This is a genomic window from Variovorax ginsengisoli (assembly GCF_030811835.1).
Classification (GTDB): domain Bacteria; phylum Pseudomonadota; class Gammaproteobacteria; order Burkholderiales; family Burkholderiaceae_C; genus Variovorax; species Variovorax ginsengisoli_C.
On record NZ_JAUSRO010000012.1, the window covers coordinates 90,012 to 113,060 of the forward strand.

20 protein-coding genes are annotated in these 23,049 nt (G+C 67.0%); 9 read left to right on the forward strand and 11 right to left on the reverse strand.

Translation table 11 applies throughout. The features are described from left to right. Nucleotides 1–58 precede the first annotated feature (58 nt). Entirely contained in the window at nucleotides 59–1,552 is a 1,494-nt protein-coding gene (locus J2W36_RS18450) for a flavin-containing monooxygenase (protein ID WP_307691218.1), read from the reverse strand. Then, nucleotides 1,549–2,349, reverse strand: coding sequence for an SDR family oxidoreductase (locus J2W36_RS18455; protein WP_307691219.1), 801 nt, complete (start codon nucleotides 2,347–2,349; stop codon nucleotides 1,549–1,551). Before J2W36_RS18455 ends, J2W36_RS18450 begins: the two co-directional genes overlap by 4 nt. Before the next feature lie 183 nt (nucleotides 2,350–2,532). Between J2W36_RS18455 and J2W36_RS18460 the strand changes: the two genes are divergently transcribed. The 5 genes from J2W36_RS18460 (at nucleotide 2,533) to J2W36_RS18480 (ending at nucleotide 8,247) form a co-directional block, all read left to right on the forward strand. Continuing rightward, nucleotides 2,533–3,558, forward strand: a complete 1,026-nt coding sequence (locus J2W36_RS18460; RefSeq protein WP_307691220.1) for an AraC family transcriptional regulator — start codon at nucleotides 2,533–2,535, stop codon at nucleotides 3,556–3,558. After that, nucleotides 3,555–5,489 carry a DNA mismatch repair endonuclease MutL gene (gene mutL / locus J2W36_RS18465; protein ID WP_307691221.1) on the forward strand — a complete coding sequence of 645 codons (1,935 nt, stop codon included), beginning with the start codon at nucleotides 3,555–3,557 and terminating at the stop codon, nucleotides 5,487–5,489. The genes J2W36_RS18460 and mutL overlap by 4 nt, the downstream gene beginning before the upstream one ends. 145 nt (nucleotides 5,490–5,634) lie before the next feature. Beyond that, a complete protein-coding gene (locus J2W36_RS18470; RefSeq protein WP_307691222.1) occupies nucleotides 5,635–6,534 on the forward strand; it encodes an alpha/beta hydrolase in 900 nt (299 codons plus the stop codon). A gap of 85 nt (nucleotides 6,535–6,619) precedes the next feature. After that, the gene (gene miaA / locus J2W36_RS18475) at nucleotides 6,620–7,579 is read left to right on the forward strand and encodes a tRNA (adenosine(37)-N6)-dimethylallyltransferase MiaA (RefSeq protein ID WP_307691223.1); all 960 of its coding nucleotides are present in this window, start codon (nucleotides 6,620–6,622) and stop codon (nucleotides 7,577–7,579) included. Continuing rightward, entirely contained in the window at nucleotides 7,576–8,247 is a 672-nt protein-coding gene (locus tag J2W36_RS18480) for an ABC transporter ATP-binding protein (protein WP_307691224.1), read from the forward strand. The genes miaA and J2W36_RS18480 overlap by 4 nt, the downstream gene beginning before the upstream one ends. Before the next feature lie 49 nt (nucleotides 8,248–8,296). On the opposite strand, the gene J2W36_RS18485 is transcribed toward J2W36_RS18480, so the two are convergent. Continuing rightward, nucleotides 8,297–9,265 (reverse strand): threo-3-hydroxy-L-aspartate ammonia-lyase, encoded by a 969-nt coding sequence (locus J2W36_RS18485; protein ID WP_307691225.1) that lies wholly within the window; start codon nucleotides 9,263–9,265, stop codon nucleotides 8,297–8,299. A 77-nt stretch (nucleotides 9,266–9,342) separates the two neighbouring features. Here J2W36_RS18485 and J2W36_RS18490 point away from each other — a divergent pair, with 77 nt between their 5' ends. From J2W36_RS18490 to J2W36_RS18500, 3 genes are all read left to right on the forward strand, one after another. Beyond that, nucleotides 9,343–11,919, forward strand: coding sequence for an FtsX-like permease family protein (locus J2W36_RS18490; protein WP_307691226.1), 2,577 nt, complete (start codon nucleotides 9,343–9,345; stop codon nucleotides 11,917–11,919). Between the two features lie 68 nt (nucleotides 11,920–11,987). Next, the gene (locus J2W36_RS18495) at nucleotides 11,988–13,091 is read left to right on the forward strand and encodes a PLP-dependent cysteine synthase family protein (RefSeq protein ID WP_307691329.1); all 1,104 of its coding nucleotides are present in this window, start codon (nucleotides 11,988–11,990) and stop codon (nucleotides 13,089–13,091) included. Next, complete coding sequence (locus J2W36_RS18500) at nucleotides 13,088–14,161, forward strand: lipocalin-like domain-containing protein (protein WP_307691227.1); 1,074 nt, start codon at nucleotides 13,088–13,090, stop codon at nucleotides 14,159–14,161. Before J2W36_RS18495 ends, J2W36_RS18500 begins: the two co-directional genes overlap by 4 nt. A 3-nt stretch (nucleotides 14,162–14,164) precedes the next feature. Here J2W36_RS18500 and J2W36_RS18505 read toward each other — a convergent pair whose 3' ends face one another. Next, nucleotides 14,165–14,623, reverse strand: coding sequence for an Lrp/AsnC family transcriptional regulator (locus J2W36_RS18505; RefSeq protein ID WP_307691330.1), 459 nt, complete (start codon nucleotides 14,621–14,623; stop codon nucleotides 14,165–14,167). A gap of 146 nt (nucleotides 14,624–14,769) precedes the next feature. Between J2W36_RS18505 and J2W36_RS18510 the strand changes: the two genes are divergently transcribed. Beyond that, nucleotides 14,770–15,378: a glutathione S-transferase gene (locus J2W36_RS18510; RefSeq protein WP_307691228.1), complete on the forward strand. Its 609-nt coding sequence runs from the start codon at nucleotides 14,770–14,772 to the stop codon at nucleotides 15,376–15,378. 6 nt (nucleotides 15,379–15,384) lie between these two features. Here J2W36_RS18510 and J2W36_RS18515 read toward each other — a convergent pair whose 3' ends face one another. From J2W36_RS18515 to J2W36_RS18545, 7 genes are all read right to left on the reverse strand, one after another. Further along, complete coding sequence (locus J2W36_RS18515; RefSeq protein WP_307691229.1) at nucleotides 15,385–16,380, reverse strand: branched-chain amino acid ABC transporter permease; 996 nt, start codon at nucleotides 16,378–16,380, stop codon at nucleotides 15,385–15,387. An 8-nt stretch (nucleotides 16,381–16,388) separates the two neighbouring features. Then, the gene (locus J2W36_RS18520) at nucleotides 16,389–17,264 is read right to left on the reverse strand and encodes a branched-chain amino acid ABC transporter permease (RefSeq protein ID WP_307691230.1); all 876 of its coding nucleotides are present in this window, start codon (nucleotides 17,262–17,264) and stop codon (nucleotides 16,389–16,391) included. A gap of 78 nt (nucleotides 17,265–17,342) precedes the next feature. Continuing rightward, complete coding sequence (locus tag J2W36_RS18525; protein ID WP_307691231.1) at nucleotides 17,343–18,542, reverse strand: ABC transporter substrate-binding protein; 1,200 nt, start codon at nucleotides 18,540–18,542, stop codon at nucleotides 17,343–17,345. Between the two features lie 44 nt (nucleotides 18,543–18,586). After that, complete coding sequence (locus tag J2W36_RS18530) at nucleotides 18,587–19,783, reverse strand: ABC transporter substrate-binding protein (RefSeq protein WP_307691232.1); 1,197 nt, start codon at nucleotides 19,781–19,783, stop codon at nucleotides 18,587–18,589. Between the two features lie 33 nt (nucleotides 19,784–19,816). Further along, complete coding sequence (locus tag J2W36_RS18535) at nucleotides 19,817–20,527, reverse strand: ABC transporter ATP-binding protein (RefSeq protein ID WP_307691233.1); 711 nt, start codon at nucleotides 20,525–20,527, stop codon at nucleotides 19,817–19,819. Next, complete coding sequence (locus tag J2W36_RS18540) at nucleotides 20,527–21,297, reverse strand: ABC transporter ATP-binding protein (RefSeq protein ID WP_307691234.1); 771 nt, start codon at nucleotides 21,295–21,297, stop codon at nucleotides 20,527–20,529. The genes J2W36_RS18535 and J2W36_RS18540 overlap by 1 nt, the downstream gene beginning before the upstream one ends. Before the next feature lie 185 nt (nucleotides 21,298–21,482). Next, nucleotides 21,483–23,042 (reverse strand): DHA2 family efflux MFS transporter permease subunit, encoded by a 1,560-nt coding sequence (locus J2W36_RS18545; RefSeq protein ID WP_307691235.1) that lies wholly within the window; start codon nucleotides 23,040–23,042, stop codon nucleotides 21,483–21,485. Nucleotides 23,043–23,049 lie beyond the last annotated feature (7 nt).

Consider the following 23,049-nt stretch of genomic DNA (forward strand, 5'->3'; position numbering starts at 1 on the left):
GTCACCCATGACAAAGGCCCGCAACGCGGGCCTTTGTCGTTGCCGCGTGCCAGCGCGGTCAGCCGGCGGCGTGCCGTTGCAGCAGCCTGCGCGTCGCCACCTGGTAGTCGCGCGGGTCGATCGGCCCCAGCCACTGCCTGAAGCGCGTGAGGGCGCCCAACTGCAGATTCATGTCCTGCAGCAGTTCGTCGATGTTGTGCACCGAGAACGGGATGATGTTGGTTCCCTTGGAATGCTTGCCGTCGGTACGCTCTTCCATCCAGGCCAGACGGCGGTCGATCCACGCTTCCTGTTGGGCACGGGGCGGCAGTTGCAAGCCGCCGCGAAGCCAATCGCCGAGCCACAGCGCCCCGATCTCGCAATTGAGCTGGCTGAAGAAGGACGAGTTGTAGCCATTGAACGCGAGCCGCGGCACGTCGGTCGGCAGCATCGAGCGGTAAAGGCGGAAGTTACCCGCAGCGTCGGTGACACGCGCCATCGTGGCCGCGTCGAGAAACGGCACCTGCTGCTGCCAGCCGGTGCCGCACACCACGATCTCGGCCGGTACGGTATCGCCGTTCGACAGCGTGGCTCGGCCGGGCTGCAGTGCCTGGATGCTCGCCTGCGTGACCTTCAACCGGCCGGCGGCCACCTTCTCATAGAAGCCATCGGTCACCAGGCTCACCGTGCTGCGCGCGATGGTCTCCAGCGGCGTGCCGGGATGCAACCCGATCTCGCGCAGCTTGAGCTGGCGCGTGACCACCGATTCCACGCTGCCGAGCATCGCGTCGCGCACCGGCTTGCCCGGCCCATGCAGGAATTTCTCGAAGCCCTTGAGTTCGATGTAGCGAAACAACGCCTCGCCCATCCGCGTGAGGAGGAGGAACTTGTAGTTCAGCACGTTCATGAACTTCTTCGGAATCTTCCAGATGAGCGTGCGTGCCAGCACTGTCGTGCTGGCGCTGGTCTGGGCAATGGCATTGGCCACATCGCAAGACGACTTGCCGTAGCCAACCACCAGCACATGCCTGTCCTTGGCGTCGCTCTCCTGGTTGAACTGGCTCGTGTGGCAAATGCGACCGCCCGCTGCCACGAAGGCTTCCTGCCCCGCATAGGTCGGCACGGCCGGTTCGCTGAAGATGCCGTTGCAGACGATGAGCTGGTCGAAGCGGAACTGGCGCCGTTCACCGCGCTCGATGTCGCGCACCGCCACCGTCCACTGCAATGCCTGCTCGTCGAACACGGCGCTCACCACCTCGGTGTTCAAGGCGATGTGCTGCGCCAGCCCGAAGTGATCGACATAGCCTTGCATGTAGGCCTGCACCTGTTCGCCCGAGGGCCACTCCGGATAGCTTGCCGGCATCGGATAGTCCGACAGCGCATAGGTGCTGCGCACGTTCTGGGTGGTCAGGCCCGGATAGCGGCGCGATGCAGCCCACACACCGCCGACCTCCGCCTCCTTTTCGAACACCTGCACCTGGAAGCCCAGCGCCTTCAGTATCTTGGCGGTGCTCAGCCCCGCGAAGCCGGCACCCACGATGCCCACGGTCTTGATCATGGTGGCCGCCCTCATGCCATGAGCTTCGGGATCGCCGGCTCGTGCGACTCCGGCCCCATGGCAGAGTAGCCACCGTCGCAGGCGTAGTCGGCACCCGTCACGAAGCTCGCCAGGCCCGAGCAGAGGAACAGCACCACGTTGGCTACCTCCTGCGGATCGCCAACACGGCGCAGCATGTGAAAGGGCGCCGCCACGCGGTCGGTCTTCGCACGATCGCCCTCGGTCAGCTGGTTCATGATGGCCGACCAGGTCCAGCCCGGCGACACGCTGTTCACACGAACGCCCTCGCCCGCCAAGTCCATCGCCATGCTGCGTGTGAGCTGCACCATCGCCGCCTTGCTCACCGGGTAAAGCCAGCGGCCCGTTTGTGCAACGCCCGAGGAAATGCTCGTGAAGTTGACGACTGCGCCACCGCCAGCCTCGCGAAAGTGCGGTCGCACCGCCTGCAGCATCGCCACGGCACTGACCAGGTTGACGTCCAGCGCCGCTAGCCAGTCGGCACGCGGCGATTCGATGCCGTTGTCCAGGTAGGAGCAAGCCAGATTGACGAGGATGTGCACGCCCCCATGCTGCGCGGCGGCCTCGGCCACGCAGGCGCCGACCTGGGCGTCGTCGGTGATGTCGGTCGCGCGAAAGCGCACTCCCTCGCCCAGCGCGTCGGCCAATGCCTGGCCACCGGCCGCGTCGATGTCGGCCACCATCACCTTCACACCGGCCTGGTGCAGCGCGCGCACCACGGCAGCGCCGATGAGCGTGGCACCGCCCGTGACGATGGCACTCTTGCCCTGCAGGTCTTCGAATCCGTTGAACATGGTCTGTCCTCTTGTTGCATGGAGAAATGCAGGATAGAAAGCCAGACGGGCCGGCACTGTCCGCGAAACGACGGGCCTGTGCAGCAAACGCAGTTCTTTCTATGGGTGATGCGTGCGGCACGGTCATGCCGGCCCGCCGCTTGCTTGGTTGCAGGCAGCCCACCGTCCCCGAGGCTCCACACCATGGACATCGCTCTTCGTCGCCCCGCCGCATTGCCGCTTGCGCCCTACCGACTGTTCGACAGCCAGGACCTGGAAGAGACCCGCGACTTCGTCTCACGCGTGTTCTGCCCGCACGAGCTGGCCACCACGCGGCCTCGGCAACGCCTGGACGCCTGCCACCACAGTGCATTGCTGCATCGGGACGCGAGCCTGAACTACGTGCAGTACGGCCCGGGTGTGGACATCCACCCGGGTTGCCTGCGCGACTTCTTCCTGCTGCAGATTCCGCTGCGTGGAGGCGCCGATGTGCGCTGCGGGCCGCAACACATGCAGGCCGACCCGCGCACCGCTTCCCTCGCGTCCCCCACCGAGCCGCTCGGCATGCGCTGGCACGACGACAGTCCGCACCTCATCCTCAAGCTGTCGCGCACGGCCATGCAGCAGCAGCTCGAGCAGTTGGCGCAGCGGCCGGCCAGCCGCCCGCTGGTCTTCGACCTGGCGGTGCCGCTGGACACGCCAGCGCTCGTGCCGGTCCACAGCTTCATCCGCTGCCTGCGCGACTCGCTGGACACCGGCCATGCATTTGCCGGCAGCCCGCTGGCCATGCAGGCCGAGGGCTACCTCATGGCCAGCCTGCTGCTGTGCCTGCCGCACAACCATGCCGACATGTTGCACGACGGCCCTCGGCGCGACGTGGTGCCACGCACCGTGCGCCGCGCCAAGGCCTGGCTGACCGATCGGCTCGACCTGCCGGTGACGCTGGCCGAGCTGTGCGCGCATGTCGGCGTGAGCGCCCGAGCCCTGCAGACCGCCTTTCGCGCGCATTGCGGCGAGAGTCCGATGGAGTTCCTGCGCCACGCACGCCTGGAACGCGTACGCAGCGAGCTGCGTGCCGCCGCATGCCAGGGCGAACCGCTGCAGGTGGCGTCACTGGCCGCGCGCTACGGCTTCATGCATGCAGGCCGTTTTTCGACCGACTACCGACGGCGCTTCGGCGAATCCCCCTCGCAGACGCTGCGAGGCCAGCCTCCTAAAATGGGCCGGTGAGCGCACCCCTTTCCCCTCCCACCGCACCGCAGCCGCCGGCAGCCGCCGGCCCACGCCGCCCCATCCGCGAACTCCCTGACGAGCTCATCAGCCAGATCGCTGCCGGGGAAGTGGTCGAACGGCCCGCCTCGGTGGTACGCGAACTGCTCGACAACGCGCTCGATGCAGGCGCGCGCCAGATCACCGTACGCCTGTCCGCCGGCGGCGTGCGGCTGATTTCGATCGAAGACGACGGCCTGGGCATTCCGCGCGAAGAACTCTCCGTGGCGCTGCGTCGCCACGCCACCAGCAAGATCGCCAGCCTGAGCGAGTTGGAGACTGTCGGCACCATGGGCTTTCGCGGCGAGGCGCTGGCCGCCATCAACGCCATCGCCGAGCTCACGCTGGTGTCGCGGGCCACCGGCGCCGATGCCGCCCATGCGCTGGACGGCCGGACCGGCGAACTGCGGCAGGTGGCACGCAATACCGGCACCACGGTCGAGGTGCGCGAGCTGTTCTACGCCACGCCGGCCCGCCGCAAGTTCCTGAAGACCGACGCCACCGAACTGGCCCATTGCATCGAGGCCACCCGCCGCCATGCGCTGGCGCGGCCCGACGTCGGCTTTGCGGTGTGGCACGAGGGCAAGCTGGTCGAGCAGTGGCGCGCCGCGGCCGACCGCGACCAGCGCCTGGCCGACGCGCTGAGCAACGAATTCGTTGCGCAGAGCGTGGCGGTATCGCACGTCGGCGGCGCGGTGCGCGTGGTCGGCCGCGCGGGCATTCCCGATGCAGCGCGCTCGCGCGGTGACCAGCAGTTCTTCTATGTCAACGGCCGCTTCGTGCGCGACAAGGTGCTGTCGCATGCGGTGCGCAGTGCCTATGAGGATGTGCTGCACGGCCAGCGCCAGCCCGTCTATGCGCTTTATCTGGAAATCGACCCGGCGCGCGTCGACGTCAACGTGCACCCGACCAAGATCGAGGTGCGCTTTCGCGACGGCCGCGAAGTCCATCAGGCCGTGCGCCATGCGATCGAGGACGCGCTGGCCGCACCGCGCGCTGGCGAGGCGGCCTTGCCAGCCGGCACGCCCTTCTTCAAGCTGCAAGCGCCTGCGGGTACAGCGGGCAGTCCCGCCGGAATGCCACGCTGGTCGCAGCCATCGATGCAGTTCGGTGCCGAACGCGGCACCGGCGACGCCGCAGCGATGTGGCCGACCCGCCCGGCGCCCACAGCTGCTTTGCGCGATGCGCCGGCCGACGGCGCCGAAAACGCCACCGTGAGCTCGGCGCGCGAAGCCATGCCCGCCGGCGCAGTTTACGCTCGCCAACCGGCCCCCCTCCCTTCTGCCGACGCCGTGCGCGACGACGCAGTCTGGCCACTGGGCCGCGCCCTGGCGCAATTGCAGGGCGTGTACATCCTGGCCGAGAACAGCCAGGGCCTGATCATCGTGGACATGCATGCCGCCCACGAGCGCATCGTCTACGAACGGCTCAAGGTGCAGCTCGAAGGCGCGGCCATCACCAGCCAGCCATTGCTGATCCCCGCAACCTTTGCCGCCACGCCTCAGGAAGTCGCCACGGCGGAAGCCTGTGCAGCGGTGCTGCCATCGCTGGGCCTGGAGATCACCCCCTTCTCGCCACGCACCCTGGCGGTGCGCGCCGTGCCCGGCACGCTGGCCGACGGCGATCCGGTGGAGCTCGCGCGCAGCGTGCTCGCCGAACTGGCCCACCATGACGCCAGTACCGTGGTGCAGCGCGCCCAGAACGAATTGCTGTCCACCATGGCCTGCCACGGTGCGGTGCGCGCCAATCGCAAGCTCACCGTGGACGAAATGAACGCACTTCTGCGCCAGATGGAGGCCACCGAGCGTTCCGACCAGTGCAACCATGGTCGCCCCACATGGCGCCAGCTCTCGATCCGCGAACTCGACGGCCTGTTTCTGCGCGGCCGGTGATCTGTGGGCGCTGCACAACGCGCCCTGTTACAGGCCGTGCAGCCATGAAACCAAGGGTTTGCGATAGTCGTCGCGAAGGCAGGCACGCACGTTGCATGTGTATCCTGAATTGAACTTTGGCGTCCTGCGCCTGTCTGTCTGCCACATGAAACGTTGGGCCTTGCTTGCAGCAACCTCCGCCTTCGTCGCCGTCCTGGCGGGCGGATGCGCGACGCTGGACGAACAACAGCGCCAGTGGATTTTTCAGCCCAGCGACCGCAGCTGGGGCGACAGCGCACGCATGACCGAGGGCATGGAACACGTGTGGATCGACTTCGAATCCGCGGTGACGGGCGAACATGCACGCCTGCATGCGCTGTGGCTGGGTGGCGAGCCCGAGTCGGCCGACACCCCCGTCATGCTGTATCTGCACGGCGCACGCTTCAATGTCGCCAATTCCGCCCCGCGCATGCGCCGCATGCACGAGCTCGGTTTTTCGGTGCTGGCCATCGACTACCGTGGTTTCGGCAAGAGTTCGAGTGGACTGCCCTCCGAGGAGACCGCGCGTGAAGACGCCCGCGCCGCCTGGACCTGGCTGGCCGCACGCCATCCGCAACAGCATCGTTACATCTTCGGTCATTCCCTGGGCGGCGCCATCGGCATCGACCTGGCGGCCAACGTCAAGGACGAAAGCGGCATCATCGTCGAGAGCACCTTCACCTCGATCAACGATGTGGCCAGCAGCTTCAAGTGGGGTTGGCTGCCCTTCGGCCCGTTCATCACCCAGCGTTTCGAGGCGATCAACAAGGTCAAGAACGTCGGCTCGCCCCTGCTGGTGGTGCATGGCGCGGCCGACAGCCTGATCAATCCAACGCTGGGCCGCAAGCTCTACGAGGCGGCCACCGTGCCCAAGATGTTCGTGCTGGTCGAGGGCGGCTCGCACTACAACGCGAATTCCGTGGGCGAGGCGCAATACCGCTCGGCGCTTTCGCAGCTGTTTCGCATGAAGCCCGCGACCACAGCCGCCACAGCGACGACTTCCGCGGCGGCGACACCGTCGAGCTGACGGCGCGCATTTGTTAACCTCGGGCGCATGCGCCATGCCCCGGTTGTCCTTCTGCATCGTTTGTTCCTGATTACGCGCGCCCGCCATGCCGGCTGAGCGGCACTACGTCGCCCTCGCCGGGCCCACGGCCTCGGGCAAGACGGCTGCCGCGCTCGCCGTGGCACGGGTGCGGCCTGTAGAGATCGTCAGCGTGGACTCTGCGCTGGTCTACCGCGGCATGGACATCGGCACGGCCAAGCCCACGCCGGCCGAACTGGCCGAAGTGCCGCATCATCTGATCGACATTCGCGACCCGCGCGATCCTTACAGCGCGGCGGCCTTCGTGGCGGATGCCACGCGCCTGATCGACGAAATCGCCGCGCGCGGCAGGCTGCCGCTGCTCGTGGGCGGCACCATGCTCTATTTCAAGGCCCTGTTCGATGGCATCGACGACATGCCCGCCGCCGATCCGGCCGTGCGAGATCGCCTGGAAGCGCAGGCCGCAGCCGAAGGCTGGCCCGCGCTGCACGTACGGCTCGCCGAGGTCGATCCCCTGACGGCGGCCCGCCTCGCACCCAACGACAGCCAACGCATCCAGCGCGCACTCGAGGTGTGGCATGCCAGCGGAAAACCGCTGTCGCACTTTCATGCAGCGCAGCGCGAACGGCCCGGCGGACTGGCGCCAGCCGTCTTCGTTTCCTTGGAGCCGACCGAGCGAACCTGGCTGCATGCACGCATCACAGAGCGCTTCGACGCCATGCTCGCAGCCGGCTTCATCGCCGAGGTACAAGCCCTGCGCGCGCGCGGCGACCTCGACGCCGATCTGCCGGCGATGCGCTGCGTCGGCTACCGCCAGGCCTGGGAGGCGCTCGACGGCCGGTGGCCGATGGCCGACCTGCGCGAGCGCGGCATCGCCGCCACGCGCCAGCTCGCCAAGCGCCAGATGACCTGGCTGCGCAGCATGCCGCAGCGCGAGGTCATCGCGGCCGAGGCGCCCGACGCGGTCGCGCAGGTCGTGGCGCGTCTGCAAACGCACGGACAGACGCATGGAGAGGCGCTGCCATGAGCCTCGTCCTCGACCGGCTGGCCAAGCACTACGGCGACAGCGCCGTCTTTGCGAACGTGTCGCTCGAAGTCGCCAAGGGCGAATTCGTCGCCATCGTCGGTGAGTCCGGCGTCGGCAAGTCGACCCTGCTGAACTGCATGGCGGGTCTGGACAGCTGGGACGCCGGCACGATCGCCCATGGCGGCCTCGACATCGGAACGCTCGACGCCGAGGCACGCGCCCTGTGGCGCCGCAGCCATGTCGGCTTCGTGTTCCAGGCGTTCCACGTGCTGCCACACCTCGACGTGGCGCAGAACGTCGGCCTGCCGCTGATGCTGCTGGGCCGCCACGGCGTACCAGACAAGGTGCGCGTGGCACAGATGCTCGAGGTGGTCGGCCTCGCCGGCATGGGTGCACGGCTGCCCCAGCAACTCAGCGGCGGCCAGTTGCAGCGCGTGGCGATCGCGCGGGCGCTGGTGCATCGCCCGGCGCTGCTGCTGGCCGACGAACCCACTGGCAACCTCGACCCCACCACGGCCGCGAAGGTCATGGACGTCCTGCTTGCTCAGACCCGCGAGCACGGTGCATCCCTGGTGCTGGTGACGCATTCGGAGGCCGCGGCGGCGCGCGCCGACCGGGTGCTGCACTTGCGCGCGGATGGGATGGTGGCGATGGCGCAGGCGCGCTGAAAACCCCGCGCCCGGCTCCCGGTACAGGGCCGGGTCTCCGGCGCGAGGTTCAGCCCGCCAGCAACGCCGCGAACCGCGCCAGATCCACATTGCCGCCGCTGACGATCACGCCCACGCGCTGGCCCTGCAGTGCGCCGCTTTCAGCTGCCGCGCACGCAGCGGCAAAGGCCAGGCAGCCGGTCGGCTCCACCACCATCTTCATGCGCTCGGCAAAAAAGCGCATCGCCGCCACCAGTTGCGCATCGCTCACCGTATCGATGCCGTCGACGTGGCGTCGAATGACACCGAAGGTGTACGTGCCCAGATGCTGCGTCTGCGCTCCGTCGGCCAGCGTGACCGGCGTGTCGATGTGCACGATGTGGCCCGCGCGCAGCGACTGCTGGCCGTCGTTGCCGGCCTCGGGCTCGACGCCGACCACCTCGCAGGACGGCGACAGCGCACGCGCCGACAAGGCAGAGCCGGCGGTGAGACCGCCGCCACCCAGGCAGACGTAGAGCCGGTCGAGGGGGCCGGCCTCCTCGAACAACTCCTTGGCCGCCGTGCCCTGCCCGGCGATCACGTCCGGATGGTCGTAGGGTGGAATCAGCGTCATGCCGCGCTCGCGCGCCAGCCGCTGCGTCAGCGCCTCGCGGTCTTCGGTGAAACGGTCGTACTGCACCACTTCGGCGCCGTAACCGCGTGTGGCTGCCAGCTTGGCCGCAGGCGCATCCAGCGGCATGACGATGAGCGCGGGCATGCCCAGCAGGCGTGCGGACAGCGCCACGGCCTGCGCATGGTTGCCCGATGAAAAGGCAATGGCGCCGCGCTCGCGCTGCGGGGCGTCGAACTTCGACAGTGCGTTGAACGCACCGCGAAACTTGAAGGCGCCCATGCGCTGGAAGTTCTCGCACTTGAAGAAGAACTGCGCGCCCCACCGCGCATCGGCGGTGGCGGAGCGCAGCACGGGGGTACGGTGGGCATGGCCGTCGAGCCGGGCGGCAGCGGCGACGACATCGTCGTAGGTCGGTAGGTCTTGCATGGCCCAAGCATAGAACGTGACACGTGCAGACGCACGCTGGGCGGCGAAGGACAGGCCCGCACCGGCACAATGCGGGCATGCGTGCCCTGCTCTCCACCTTCTCATGGCAGGAACTGCGCCATCACCCCTGGCGCAACGCCGCCGCTGTGGTGGCCGTGATGCTGGGCGTGGCGCTCGCCTTCTCGGTCCATTTGATCAACGCGTCGGCGCTCGACGAGTTCTCCAGCGCGGTGCGTTCGGTCAATGGCCAGCCCGACCTCGAACTGCGCGCGGCGCAGGGCGACTTCGACGAGGCATTGTTCGCGCGCGTGGCACAGAACGCCCAGGTCGCACTGGCCAGCCCCGTCGTCGAGATGCAGGCCGTTGCACTGGTCAATGGTCAACGCCTACCGCTGCGCCTGATCGGTGTCGATGCGCTGGTGCTGCCCGCCATCGCGCCGGCGCTGATGCCGGTTCCTGCGAAGGATGCGACGCGCTGGGCGCTGTTCCTGCCGGGCCAGGTCTTCGTCAACGCTGCGGCACGCGCGGCCATGAATACCGGCACCGCCACCAGCGCCAAAACCGAGGAACTGACGCTGCAGCTCGGCGCACAGCGCGCCACGCTGCAGGTGGCCGGTACCGTGGCCGCAGGCGGCACGGCGCTGGCCGTGATGGACATCGGCGCCGCCCAAGATCTGCTGGGCCTGGGCGGCCGGCTCACCCGCATCGACCTGCGTCTGACGCCGGGCACCGACCGCGCCGCCTTCATCCGCACGCTCGAAGGCTCGGCGGGCTGGCCCGTGAATGTACAAATCGCCGAACCCGGCGACGCGGCCGAGCGCGTGAGCAACCTGTCGCGCGCCTACCGTGTGAACCTCACCGTGCTGGCGCTGGTGGCGCTCTTCACCGGCGCCTTTCTCGTGTTCTCGGTGCTGGCGCTCAGCGTGGCCAAGCGCGCGCAGCAATTCGCGCTGCTCGGCGTGCTGGGCCTGACGCCGCGCGGCCGGCTGCGGCTGGTGCTGGTGGAGTCTCTGGTGCTGGGGGTCCTTGGCAGCGTGGCGGGCATCGCATTGGGAACGGCGCTGGCGGCCCTGGCGCTTCGCGTGCTGGGCGGTGACCTGGGCGGTGGCTATTTCGCGGGGGTAGCGCCCGCGCTGCAATGGAGCACGCCGGCCGCATTGCTGTACGGCACGCTCGGCGTGGCGGCGGCGCTGGTAGGCGGCTGGTGGCCCGCACGTGCGGCGCAGGCACTGCCCGAAGCGCAAACGCTCAAGGGACTGGGCGCTGCCACGCCGCAGCGCGGCGCGTGGAGCCTGCCGGTGCTGCTCCTGATGGTGGGCGGCGGGCTGGCCATGGTGCCGCCGGTGGCGGGCATTCCGGTTGCCGCCTACCTTTCCGTCGGTTTCCTGCTGGTCGGCGGCATCACGGCGCTGCCGTGGCTGATCGCCCTCCTCTACGACCGGCTCGCGCCGCTGTTCGCCGCGCGCGTGCTGCCACTGCTGGCGATCGAGCGTGCGCGGCGCATGCGCGGCACGGCGGCGGTCGCCGTCAGTGGCGTGGTCGCCAGTCTCAGCCTGGCGGTGGCGCTGACGGTGATGGTGGCGAGCTTTCGCGACTCGGTCACGCGCTGGCTGGACGTCGTGCTGCCGGCCGATCTCTACGTGCAATCGGCAGGCAGCAGTGGCACCAGCAACGATGCCGCCATCTTCACGCCCGCCTTCGTGCAGTCGGTCGCACAGTTGCCCGGCGTGGCGCGCACCGGCACGCTGCGGCTGCGCGCGCTGACGCTCGACACGACCCGGCCTGCCGTGACCCTCATCGCGCGCAGCCTGGACGAGGACGCTGCGCGCACGCTGCCACTGCTCGACGACGCGCTGAAGGTCCCTGCTGGGCAAATTGGCATCTACGTCAGCGAGGCCATGGTCGACCTCTATGGCGCGGCGCCCGGCAAGGTGTTCGCACCGCTGGCGCACGCCTGGGGCCCGGTTGCGGAAGGCGCAGCCCCACCCGTCTTCTTCGTGGCCGGCGTATGGCGCGACTACGTGCGGCAGTTCGGCGCGATCACCATCGCATCCGCCGACTTCGAGCGCCTGACTGCCGATCGCAGCGTGAGCAGCATTGCGCTGTGGCTGGCACCCGGCACACCTGAGCCGCAGGTTCAGACAGCAGTGCGTGCGCTCGCCGCACAGGTGCTGGGCGACGCCCTGCCGATCGAGCTGTCTTCGGTCGGCCAGATCCGCGCCAACTCGCTGCGCATCTTCGACCGCAGCTTCGCCGTGACTTACTGGCTGCAGGGCGTCGCGATCGCCATAGGCCTTTTCGGCATCGCTGCGAGCTTCAGCGCACAGGTGCTCGCGCGGCGCAAGGAGTTCGGCCTGCTCGCGCACCTGGGTTTCACGCGCGCCCAGGTGCTCGCCGTGGTTGCCGGCGAAGGTGCTGCATGGACGGCCATCGGTGCCGTCGCGGGCCTGGCGCTGGGCCTGGCGGTGTCGGTGGTGCTCGTGAAGGTGGTCAATCCGCAGAGCTTCCACTGGACCATGGACCTGTTCGTGCCGTGGCTTCGCCTGCTGCTGCTGTGCGCGGCGGTGGTGGCTGCAGGCACCGCGACGGCCTGGATGGCAGGCCGTGCGGCTGCAGGCAGCGATGCGGTACTCGCAGTCAAGGAAGACTGGTGACCGTGCCCCCGGCGGCCCATGGCTCCGGGACGTGGCTGCGCTACATGGCTTGTAGACTGGCGCCCGATATGCCGCAATCCTCACCCGCTTCATCCTCGCCACTTTCCTCGCCAGCCTCCTCGTGCAACGCATGGCTCGACACCGCCGTCCGCCGCATTGAGGCCGACTACCAGCGCAGTGCCGACACGCACCTGATCCCGCTGCCACTGCCCGCGCTCGCCGCGCACGGCATCGACCTGTACCTGAAGGACGAATCGACGCACCCGACCGGCAGTCTCAAGCACCGGCTGGCGCGCTCGCTCTTCCTGTATGCGCTGTGCAACGGGTGGGTGCGCGAGGGCACGACCATCGTCGAGGCATCGAGCGGTTCGACGGCCGTCAGCGAGGCCTATTTCGCGCGCCTGCTCGGTCTGCCCTTCATCGCCGTGATGCCACGCAACACCTCACCCGAGAAAGTCGCGCAGATTGCGTTCTACGGGGCACGCTGCCACTTCGTCGACCATGCAGCGCAGGTCTACGAAGAGGCACGCACTTTGGCCGAGCACAGTGGCGGCCACTACATGGACCAGTTCACCTACGCCGAGCGCGCGACGGACTGGCGCGGCAACAACAACATCGCCGAAAGCATGTTCCAGCAGATGACGCACGAGCGGCATCCCGTGCCCGCGTGGATCGTGGTGGGTGCCGGGACGGGCGGCACCAGCGCCACCATCGGGCGCTACGTGCGCTTTCGCTGCCACGACACCCAGGTGTGCGTGCCGGACCCCGAAGGCTCGGTGTTCTCGGCCTACCACCGCACGGGCGACGCATCGCTCACCGCACCGGGTTCACGCATCGAGGGCATCGGGCGCCCGCGCGTCGAGCCGAGTTTCGTGCGCACGCTGGTCGACCGGATGATCGAGGTGCCCAACCTCGACTCGGTGGCTGCGATGCATATGTTGTCGGCACTGCTCGGCCGCAAGGTCGGCCCATCGACCGGCACCAATTTCATCGGCATGCTGGCCGTGGCGCACGAGATGCGTGAAAGCGGCCGGCAGGGCTCGGTCCTGTCGCTGCTGTGCGATGCCGGTGAGCGTTACCTGCCGAGCTACCACGACGCGGACTGGGTCCGTCAGAACTTCGGCGATATCGGCCCTGCAATGCAGCGTATCCACGAACGGATCACCGCATGACACCGTCGGCAGCGGCATGGCGGCTTTCCCGGCGCAGCCTGCTGCTGGCTTCGCTGAGTGCAGCCGCCACAGCATGGGCTTTGCCCACGCGCACGCTGCAGTTTCCGCGCGACTTCGGCAGCCATCCCGAACTGACGACCGAGTGGTGGTACATCACCGGCCATGCCCGGACAGCCAAAGGCCGCGAGTTCGGCTTCCAGGTGACCTTCTTCCGGTCGCGCGTCGATGCTGCGCAACCAATGCGCTCGGCCTTTGCGGCCAAGCAGTTGCTGTTCGCTCACGCGGCCGTGACCGACCTGGAAGGCCGCCTGCTGCTGCACGACCAGCGCATCGCACGCGCCGGCTTCGGCATCGCCGAGGCGAGCGAGACCGACACCGGCGTGCGCCTGCGTGACTGGTCGCTGGCGCGCCGCGACGGCAGCTATGCCGCGCGCATTCCGGCAGGCGAATTCGCACTCGCACTGCGCTTCACGCCGTCGCAACCGGTTCTGCTGCAAGGCACCGATGGCCTCTCACGCAAGGGCCCCGACGCGGCGCAGGCGAGCTACTACTACAGCGAGCCGCAGTTGAAGACGCAAGGCAGCCTCACGCTCAAGGGCGAGGCTTTCGAGGTCGAAGGCACCGCGTGGCTGGACCACGAATGGAGCGAGGCGCTGATGCATCCCGAGGCCGTGGGCTGGGACTGGATCGGCATGAACCTCGACGACGGCAGCGCGCTGACAGCCTTCCACCTGCGCCGCGAGGATGGCAGCGCGCTGTGGGGCGGTGGATCCTTTCGTACACGCGACGGCGTGTTGCGTTTCTTTCGAAACGACGAGGTGCGCTTCACCCGCCTGCACGCATGGACCAGCCCGCGCACCCGGGCGACCTACCCCACGCAGTGGCGCGTGCAGACGCCGTCTGGTGACTTCGAGGTGCACGCACTGCTCGACGACCAGGAACTCGACAGCAGCGGGTCGACCGGCGCCATCTACTGGGAAGGCCTGAGCGAACTGCGCGATGCACAAGGCCGACGCGTGGGGCGCGGCTACCTCGAGATGACCGGATACGCCGCGCGGCTGCGACTCTAGACTCTATGCACCAGAGCGCTCGGCCGCCAACACGGTGGCCATCTTGCGCACCGGGCTCGACAGCACCAGCGACGTCGTGACGCCGCCATGCAGTGCCAGCGCATCGACCACGCGCTCGAGGTCGTGTGGCTCGGCAATGGCGCAGCGCACGATGAAGCAGTCCTCGCCCGTCACGCGATCTGCCTCCAGCACCTCGGGCATCTCCTCGAACAGCTTGACGTACTTGCGAATGCCCGCGTGCGTGGTCTGGATGCGGATGATGGCCTGCAGGCCGATGCCGATTGCACGCAGGTTGACGCGTGCGCCGTAGCCTTCGATCACACCCGCGTCTTCCAGCTTGCGCACGCGCTCGCTCATCGCAGGCTGCGACAGGCCGATGCGCTTGCCGATCGCAGCCAGGCTCTGGCGCGCATCACGCTGCAGCGCTTCGAGAATCAGACGGTCTTTCTTGTCCAGCTTCATGATGGAGGGTTCTACCCGGTCGATGCCGATGATCCATCGGTCCGGCACGCCGATTTCCGATGGCTTGCGCTGGAATGCGCAGCACCGATTCTCTATCGTCAAGCCTGCCTCGCCACCTGGCGCGAGGCCCATCAAGGAGGAACCTCATGGAACTCATCGGCATGCTCGACTCACCCTATGTGCGGCGCGTGGCGGTCACACTTCAATTGCTGCAGCTGCCTTTCGTTCACCGACCGATCTCGGTCTTCAGCACCTTCGACCAGTTCTACGCGATCAATCCGGTCGTGAAGGCGCCCACGCTGGTCTGCGACGATGGTGCAACGCTGATGGACTCGACGCTGATCATCGATCACATCGAAACCGTTGCCGGACGCAGCCTGATGCCGGTCGACCGCGTTGAGCGCCAGCGTGCGCTGCGCATCGTCGGGCTCGGCCTCGCGGCCTGCGAGAAGGCGGTGCAGATCGTCTACGAGCGTCAGCTGCGTCCACCGGAGAAGTTGCATGCGCCCTGGATGGCGCGGGTGCAGGCACAGCTGGCTGCGGCCTGGCTGGAACTCGAGACTGAACTGACCGCTCAGCCGCTGCCGGTGGCAGCCTCGACGATCACGCAGGCCGGCGTGACGGCCGCCATCGCATGGCGCTTCACGCAGGAACTGCTGCCGGGCGAGGTCGACCCACACGCGCATCCCGCCACGGCCCGGCATTCGCTGGCCGCGGAAGGCCTGGACGCCTTCCTGGCCGCGCCCTTCAACTGAGGACGCTCAGCCGCGGGGGCGCGCTTTCGCCTTGCGCCGCTCGATGAAGGCGATGATCTCGCCCATGATGCCCTTGCGGAAGGCGAGCACGCAGACCACGAAGATCAGGCCCGTGACCATGGTCACCGACTCGCCCAGCGTGTTGAACCAGTCGACCGTGGTGACGCGCGCCAGGAAGTTGCCCAGTTCGCCGATCTTGTTCTCCAGCAGCACCACGACCGCCGAACCGACAATCGGGCCCGACAGCGTGCCCAGCCCGCCCACCAGGGTCATCAGGATGACCTGGCCGGACGCCGTCCAATGCACGTCCGAGAGCGTGGCGAAGCCCAGCACCAGCGTCTTGAGCGAGCCCGCCAGGCCCGACAGCGCGGCCGAGATCACGAAGGCCAGCAGCTTGAAGCGGCTCACGTCGTAGCCCAGCGACAGCGCGCGCGGCTCGTTCTCCTTGATGCCCTTGAGCACTTGGCCGAAGGGCGAGTGGATGGTGCGCACGATGAGCAGGAAGGCGGCGACCACGATCACCAGCGCGACGTAGTACATCGTGAGGTCGTTCGACAGGTCGATCACGCCGAACAGCTTGCCGCGCGGCACGCCCTGCAGGCCGTCCTCGCCGCCGGTGAACTTCGCCTGCAACGCGACGAAGAACATCATCTGCGCCAGCGCCAGCGTGATCATGGCGAAATAGATGCCCTGCCGGCGAATGGCGAGCAGGCCGAAGAGCCAGCCCATGAGCGCGCCCGCCAGCGTGCCGGCGAGCAGGCCGAGTTCAGGTGTCAGGCCCCAGACCTTGATGGCATGGCCTGCCACGTAGGCCGAGCCACCCAGGAAAGCCGCGTGGCCGAAGGACAGCAGCCCGGTGTAGCCCAGCAGCAGGTTGAAGGCCGAGGCGAACAGCGCGAAGCACATCAGCTTCATCACGAACACCGGGTAGGCACCGAAGAACGGTGCGAGCAGCAGGCCGACGAGCAGCAGCAGGTAGATGGCGTTGGAAATCTTCTTCATGCGGCTTCTCACTTCTCTTTGCCGAACAGGCCGGCCGGGCGGATGAGCAGCACGATGACCATGATCACGAACACGACGGTGGAGGAGGCCTCCGGGTAGAACACCTTGGTGAGGCCTTCGATGACGCCCAGGCCCAGGCCGGTGAGGATGGCGCCCATGATCGAGCCCATGCCGCCGATCACGACCACCGCAAAGACCACGATGATGAGGTTCTGCCCCATCAGCGGCGACACCTGCATGACAGGCGCCGCCAGCACGCCAGCGAAGGCGGCGAGCGCGCAACCGAAAGCGTAGGTCAGCGTGATCATCAGCGGCACGTTGACGCCGAAGGCTTCGACCAGCCGCGGGTTCTCTGTGCCCGCCCGAAGGTAGGCGCCCAGGCGGGTCTTCTCGATGACGTACCAGGTGGCAAAGCAGATCACCAGCGACGCGACGACCACCCAGGCGCGGTAGTTGGGCAGCACCATGAAGCCGAGGTCGGTGGCGCTGGAGAGCGCTTCGGGCGCGTCGTAGCCCAGGCCCGACACGCCGTAGACGGAACGGAACACGCCCTCGATCAGCAGCGTGAGGCCGAGCGTGAGCAGCAGGCCATAGAGATGGTCGAGCTTGTAGATCCAGCGCAGCAGCAGCCGCTCGATCAGCACGCCGAACAGGCCGACGATGATCGGTGCGGCCAGCAGCATCACCCAGTAGTTGATGCCGAAGTATTCCATCGCCATCCAGCTGAGCACCGCCCCCAGCATGAACAGCGCCCCATGGGCGAAGTTGATCACGTTGAGCAAGCCGAAGATCACGGCCAGGCCGAGGCTCAGGATCGCGTAGAACGAGCCGTTGACCAGCCCCAGGAGGAGCTGGCTCAACAAGGCCGGCATGGAGATATTCATGGAAGACGCTTCAACAACGATCGAGTTTCTGATTCAGCGGCGGCCGGCCGGCCGGTCCGCGCTTGATGGGGTCGATGGCTACTTCCAGAGTGAGCAACGCGACTCGGCCTTGGTGGTGTAGACGTCCTCACCCTTGAGCTTTTGCACCACCTTGTAGTAGTCCCACGGCTGCTTCGACTCGGCCGGCGACTTGACCTGCATCAGGTACATGTCGTGCACGAAGCGGCCGTCGGCGCGCACGTAGCCCTTGGCGTAGAAGTCGTCGATCGGCGTCTTCTTGATGTACTCCATCACCTTGTCGGCGTCGGTCGTCTTGGTGGCCTGCAGTGCCTTGAGGTACGTCATCGTCGCCGAGTAGTCCGCCGCCTGGATGTCCGTCGGCATGCGCTTGGTCTTTTCGAAGAACTTCTTGCCGAATTCGCGGGTCTTGTCGTCGAGGTTCCAGTCCCAGCTGGTGGTCAGCAGCAGGCCTTCGGTGTTCTTCAGGCCCAGGCTGTGGATGTCGGTGACGAACACGAGCAGGCCGACCATCTTCATTGACTTGGTGATGCCGAACTCGCGTGCCGACTTGATCGAGTTGATGGTGTCGCCGCCAGCGTTGGCCAAGGCCAGCACCTGCGCCTTCGAGTTCTGCGCCTGCAGCAGGAAGGAAGAGAAGTCCGAGGTGTTGAGCGGCGTGCGCACGGCGCCCACCACCGTACCGCCCTTCTCCTTGACCACCTTGCTCGCATCGGCTTCGAGCGCGTGGCCGAAGGCGTAGTCGGCCGTCAGGAAGAACCAGTTCTTGTCGCCACGTGCGATCACCGCAGCGCCGGTGCCCTTGGCGAGCGCGACGGTGTCGTAGGCATAGTGCACCGTGTACGGCGTGCATTGCTCGTTGGTGAGCGCTGAACTGCCGGCACCGTTGACCATGAAGACGCGCTTCTTCTCCTGCGCCACCTTGGCCATGGCCAGGCCGGTGCCGGAGCTGGTGCCGCCGAAGAGCATCGTCAGGCCCTGCGTGTCGATCCACTCGCGCGCCTTCGACGCGGCGATGTCCGCTTTGTTCTGGTGGTCGGCCGTCAGCAGTTCGATCGGCATGCCGTTGACCTTGCCGCCGAAGTCGTCGATGGCCATCTGGATGGCCAGCGCGCCGTTCTTGCCTTCCACGTCGGCGTACAGGCTCGACATGTCGGTGATGAAGCCGATCTTGACCTTGTCGGTCGCCTGGGCGTGGGCTGCGCCGGTCGCGAAGGCAACGGCCAGCGAAATGGCGGAGAGTGCGAGGTTTTTTTTCATGATCACGTCCATGGAAGGTGGGATGGAGGAAGGCGACGGAAGGATCACTTCCAGAGCGCGCACTTGGTTTCGGCCTTGGTCGTGAAGACCTGTTCGCCCGGCAGCTTGGCGATCACCTTCAGGTACTCCCAGGGCTTCTTAGACTCGGCGGGCGACTTGGCCTCGACCAGGTACATCTCGTGGATGAAGCTGCCATCGGCGCGGATCTGGCCCTTGCCGTAGAAGTCGTCGATCTTCATGCTCTTGAGCTGCGCCATCACCTTGTCCGCATCGGTCGTCTTGGCCGCGGCGACAGCCTTCAGGTAGGTCGTGGTGGCCGAGTAGTCGGCCGCCTGCACGTCGGTCGGCATGCGCTTGGTCTTCTCGAAGAAGCGGGCGGCGAACTTGCGCGTGTCGTCGTTCAGGTCCCAGTACCAGCTGGTGGTGTGCAGCAGGCCTTCGGTGTTCTTCAGGCCCAGGCTGTGGATGTCGCTCAGGAAGACCAGCAGGCCGGCCGTCTTCATCGTCTTGTTGATGCCGAACTCGCGCGCTGCCTTGATCGAATTGACCGTGTCGCCGCCGGCGTTCGCCAGCCCGAGGATCTGCGCCTTGGAGTTCTGCGCCTGCAGCAGGAAGGACGAGAAGTCCGACGCGTTCAGCGGATGACGCACCGCGCCGACGACCGTGCCGCCCTTGGCCTTCACCACCGTGGTGGTGTCGGCTTCGAGTGCGTGGCCGAAGGCATAGTCGGCGGTCAGGAAGAACCAGCTCTTGCCGCCTTTGTCGACCACCGCGCCGCCGGTGCCCTTGGCCAGCGCGACCGTGTCGTAGGCGTAGTGCACGGTGTACGGGCTGCACTGCTCGTTGGTCAGCGCCGAGGTGCCGGCGCCGTTGTTGAAGTAGACGCGCTTCTTCTCCTGCGCGACCTTGGCGGTGGCCAGGGCCGTGCCCGAGTTGGTGCCACCGAAGACCATCGTGACGCCGGCGGTGTCGATCCACTCGCGCGCCTTCGATGCGGCGATGTCAGCCTTGTTCTGGTGGTCGGCCGTGAGCAGTTCCACCGGCTGGCCGAGCACCTTGCCGCCGAAGTCGTCGATCGCCATCTGGATTGCCACCGCGCCGTTCTTGCCTTCGACGTCGGCGTAGAGGCTCGACATGTCGGTCACGAAGCCGATCTTCACCTTCTCCTGAGCGTGCACACCTGTCACGCCCAGGAGCAGTGCTGCAGTTGCCAGGCCGATCGCGTTGAGTTGCTTGTTCATGGTGTTGTCTCTGTGTTGTTGTGGGGGTAAAAATCAGACGCCGAGCAGCTCGTTGAGCACCGGCATCTTTGCGTCGAGCTCCGACGCGCCGAAGGTCTCGACAATGCGCCCGTGCTCCATCACGTAGAAGCGGTCGGCCAGCGGCGCGGCAAAGCGGAAGTTCTGCTCGACCATCACCACCGTGTAGCCCTTGCCGCGCAGCATGTGGATCATTCGAGCGAGCGCCTGCACGATGACGGGCGCAAGCCCTTCGGAAATCTCATCGAGCAGCAGCAGCTTGGCGCCGGTGCGCAGGATGCGCGCGACCGCCAGCATCTGCTGCTCGCCGCCCGACAGGCGCGTGCCCTGGCTGTGGCGGCGTTCGGCCAAGTTGGGGAACATCTCGTAGATCTCGTCGATCGACATGCCCGGCCCCATGCCCTTGAGCACCGGCGGCAGCAGCAGGTTCTCCTCGGCCGACAGGCTCGCGAAGATGCCTCGTTCTTCAGGGCAGTAGCCCACGCCGAGGTGGGCGATGCGGTGCGTCGCCATGCCGATGGTCTCGACGCCGTTGATCTGGATGCTGCCCTTGCGTGCGCCCACGAGGCCCATGATGGCGCGCATGGTGGTCGTGCGGCCGGCGCCGTTGCGGCCCAGCAGCGTGACGACTTCGCCGGGCTGCACGACCATATCGACGCCATGCAGCACGTGCGATTCGCCGTACCAGGCCTGGAGGCCCTGGATCTGCAATGCTGGAGCGACCATCAGTGCGCTCCCTGCAGTTGGCCGTCGGTGGTGCCCATGTAAGCCTCCATCACCTGCGGGTTGCGGGAGACTTCGGCGTACGGCCCTTCGGCCAGCACGGCACCGCGCTGCAGCACGGTGATGGTGTCGGCGATGGTCGACACCACGCTCATGTTGTGCTCCACCATGAGGATCGTGCGCCCCGCCGACACGCGCTTGATGAGTTCGGCCACCCGATGCACATCTTCATGGCCCATGCCCTGCGTGGGCTCGTCCAGCAGCATCAGCTCGGGCTCCATCGCGAGCGTGGTCGCGATCTCGAGGGCGCGCTTGCGGCCGTAAGGCAGGTTCACGGTCAGTTCGTCGGCGAGGTCGTCCAGCCCGACCTCGGCCAGCAATGCACGGGCGCGGCTGTCGAGGGGCTTGAGCGACCGTTCGCTCTTCCAGAAGTGGTACGAGGTGCCGAGCTTGCGCTGCAGGCCGAGCCGCACGTTCTCGAGCAGCGTGAGATGCGGGAAGACCGCCGAGATCTGGAACGACCGGATGATGCCTCGCCGTGCGATCTGCGCCGGGCGTTCGCCCGTGATGTCCTGTCCGTTGAAAAGGATCGCGCCGGAGGTAGGCTCCAGGAATTTCGTCAGCAGGTTGAAGCAGGTGGTCTTGCCAGCGCCATTGGGGCCGATGAGTGCGTGGATCGACCCGCGCACCACATTGAGGTCGACCTTGCTGACCGCGGTGAAGCCCTTGAATTCCTTGGTGAGCTGGCGCGTTTCGAGAATGATGTCGCTCATGTCGCGCGGTGGCCCGGAGGCTGGAAGGAAAAGTCAGTCATGCAATGCATCAGTTCGCGCCCACTTGAGCGCGACTGCATTGTTGGCGACCCCCTCCCCCCTGCCTACTGGGGCAAATGCCTATGCTGCACTGCAACCTACGCGCGTTGTAGGCGCGCGGTTGTCAGCCCGGTGTCAGCGCAGCATCAATGCGCCCCGGCCGCTGCGTCGGCGCCAGCGCCACCCATCTGCGGCCGCGCGAGCCAGACCAATGGGATCAGGAAGATGAACAGCACGGCCGATGCATAGAAGATGTCGTTCGACGCAAGCATGAATGCCTGCTGATCGATGAGCCGGTTGATCTGCCCGAGCACCTGATCGGTACTGAGACCGCTGCTGCTCAGGCTGTTCATCGTCGCCATCGCCGTCGCATTGCCGGGGTTGATCGACTCTGCGAGCTGCGCGTGATGCAAGGTCGCGCGGTTGTCCCACAAGGTTGTCACCACCGACGTACCGATGGCACCGGCCGTGATGCGCAGGAAGTTCGACAGCCCGGACGCCGCCGGGATGCGATCGGGCGTCAGACCCGACAGCGTGAGCGTCACCAGCGGGATGAAGAAGAACGCCATCGCCACACCCTGGATGATGGTCGGGACCATGATGGTGCCGAAGTCGGCCTGCGTGTTGAAGTTCGAGCGCATCCACAGCACCAGTGCGAACACCGCGAACGAGAACGTCGCGTAGCGGCGCGGGTCGACCTTGGCCACGGTCATGCCAACCAGCGGCGACAGCACGATCGCGAAGGCGCCGACCGGCGCGAGCACCATGCCGGCCTGCGTGGCGGTGTAGCCCATGTACTGCTGCAGCCAGAGCGGCAGCAGCACGACGTTGCCGAAGAACAGACCGTAGGCGACGGCCGTGGCGACGGCACCCGACCAGAAGTTGCGCCGCTTGAAGAGCGACAGGTCGACCACCGGATGCTTGTCGGTCAGCTCCCAGATGATGAAGAAGGCGAAGCCCACCACCGCCACGACCGCCATGGCAACGATCTGCGGCGAATGGAACCAGTCGAGCTCCTTGCCCTTGTCGAGCATGAGCTGCATCGCGCCGACCCACAGCACCAGCAGTGCCAGCCCGATCGAATCGATCGGCAGGCGCTTGATCTCGGTATCGCGCTTGCGGTAGATCGACCATGTGATGCTCGCCGCCAGGACGCCGACGGGGATGTTGATGTAGAAGATCCACGGCCACGAGATGTTGTCGGTGATCCAGCCGCCCAGCAGCGGCCCCATCACCGGCGCGACCAGCGTGGTCATCGCCCACATCGCCATCGCGACCCCGGCCATCGCACGCGGATAGCTCGCCAGCAGCAGCGTCTGCGACAGCGGGATCATCGGCCCTGCGACGAAGCCCTGGATCGCGCGAAACAGGATCAGCGTGGTCATGTTCGGCGCCAGGCCGCACAGCCAGGAGCTGACCACGAACAGCAGGATGCTCAGCATGAACAGGCGCACCTGCCCGAAGCGCTGCGTGAGCCAGCCGGTGAGCGGCACGGCGATCGCGTTGGCGACGGCGAAGCTGGTGATGACCCAGGTGCCCTGCGTCGAGCTCACGCCGAGGTCGCCGGAAATCGCGGGCAACGACACGTTGGCGATCGACGAGTCGAGCACGTTCATGAAGGTCGCGGCAGACAGCGCGATCGTCCCGAGGATGCGCGCGGACCCCTCCAGTGGTGGATGGGCGGCGGGTGCGGCAGTGGTGGCCATCGCGGCG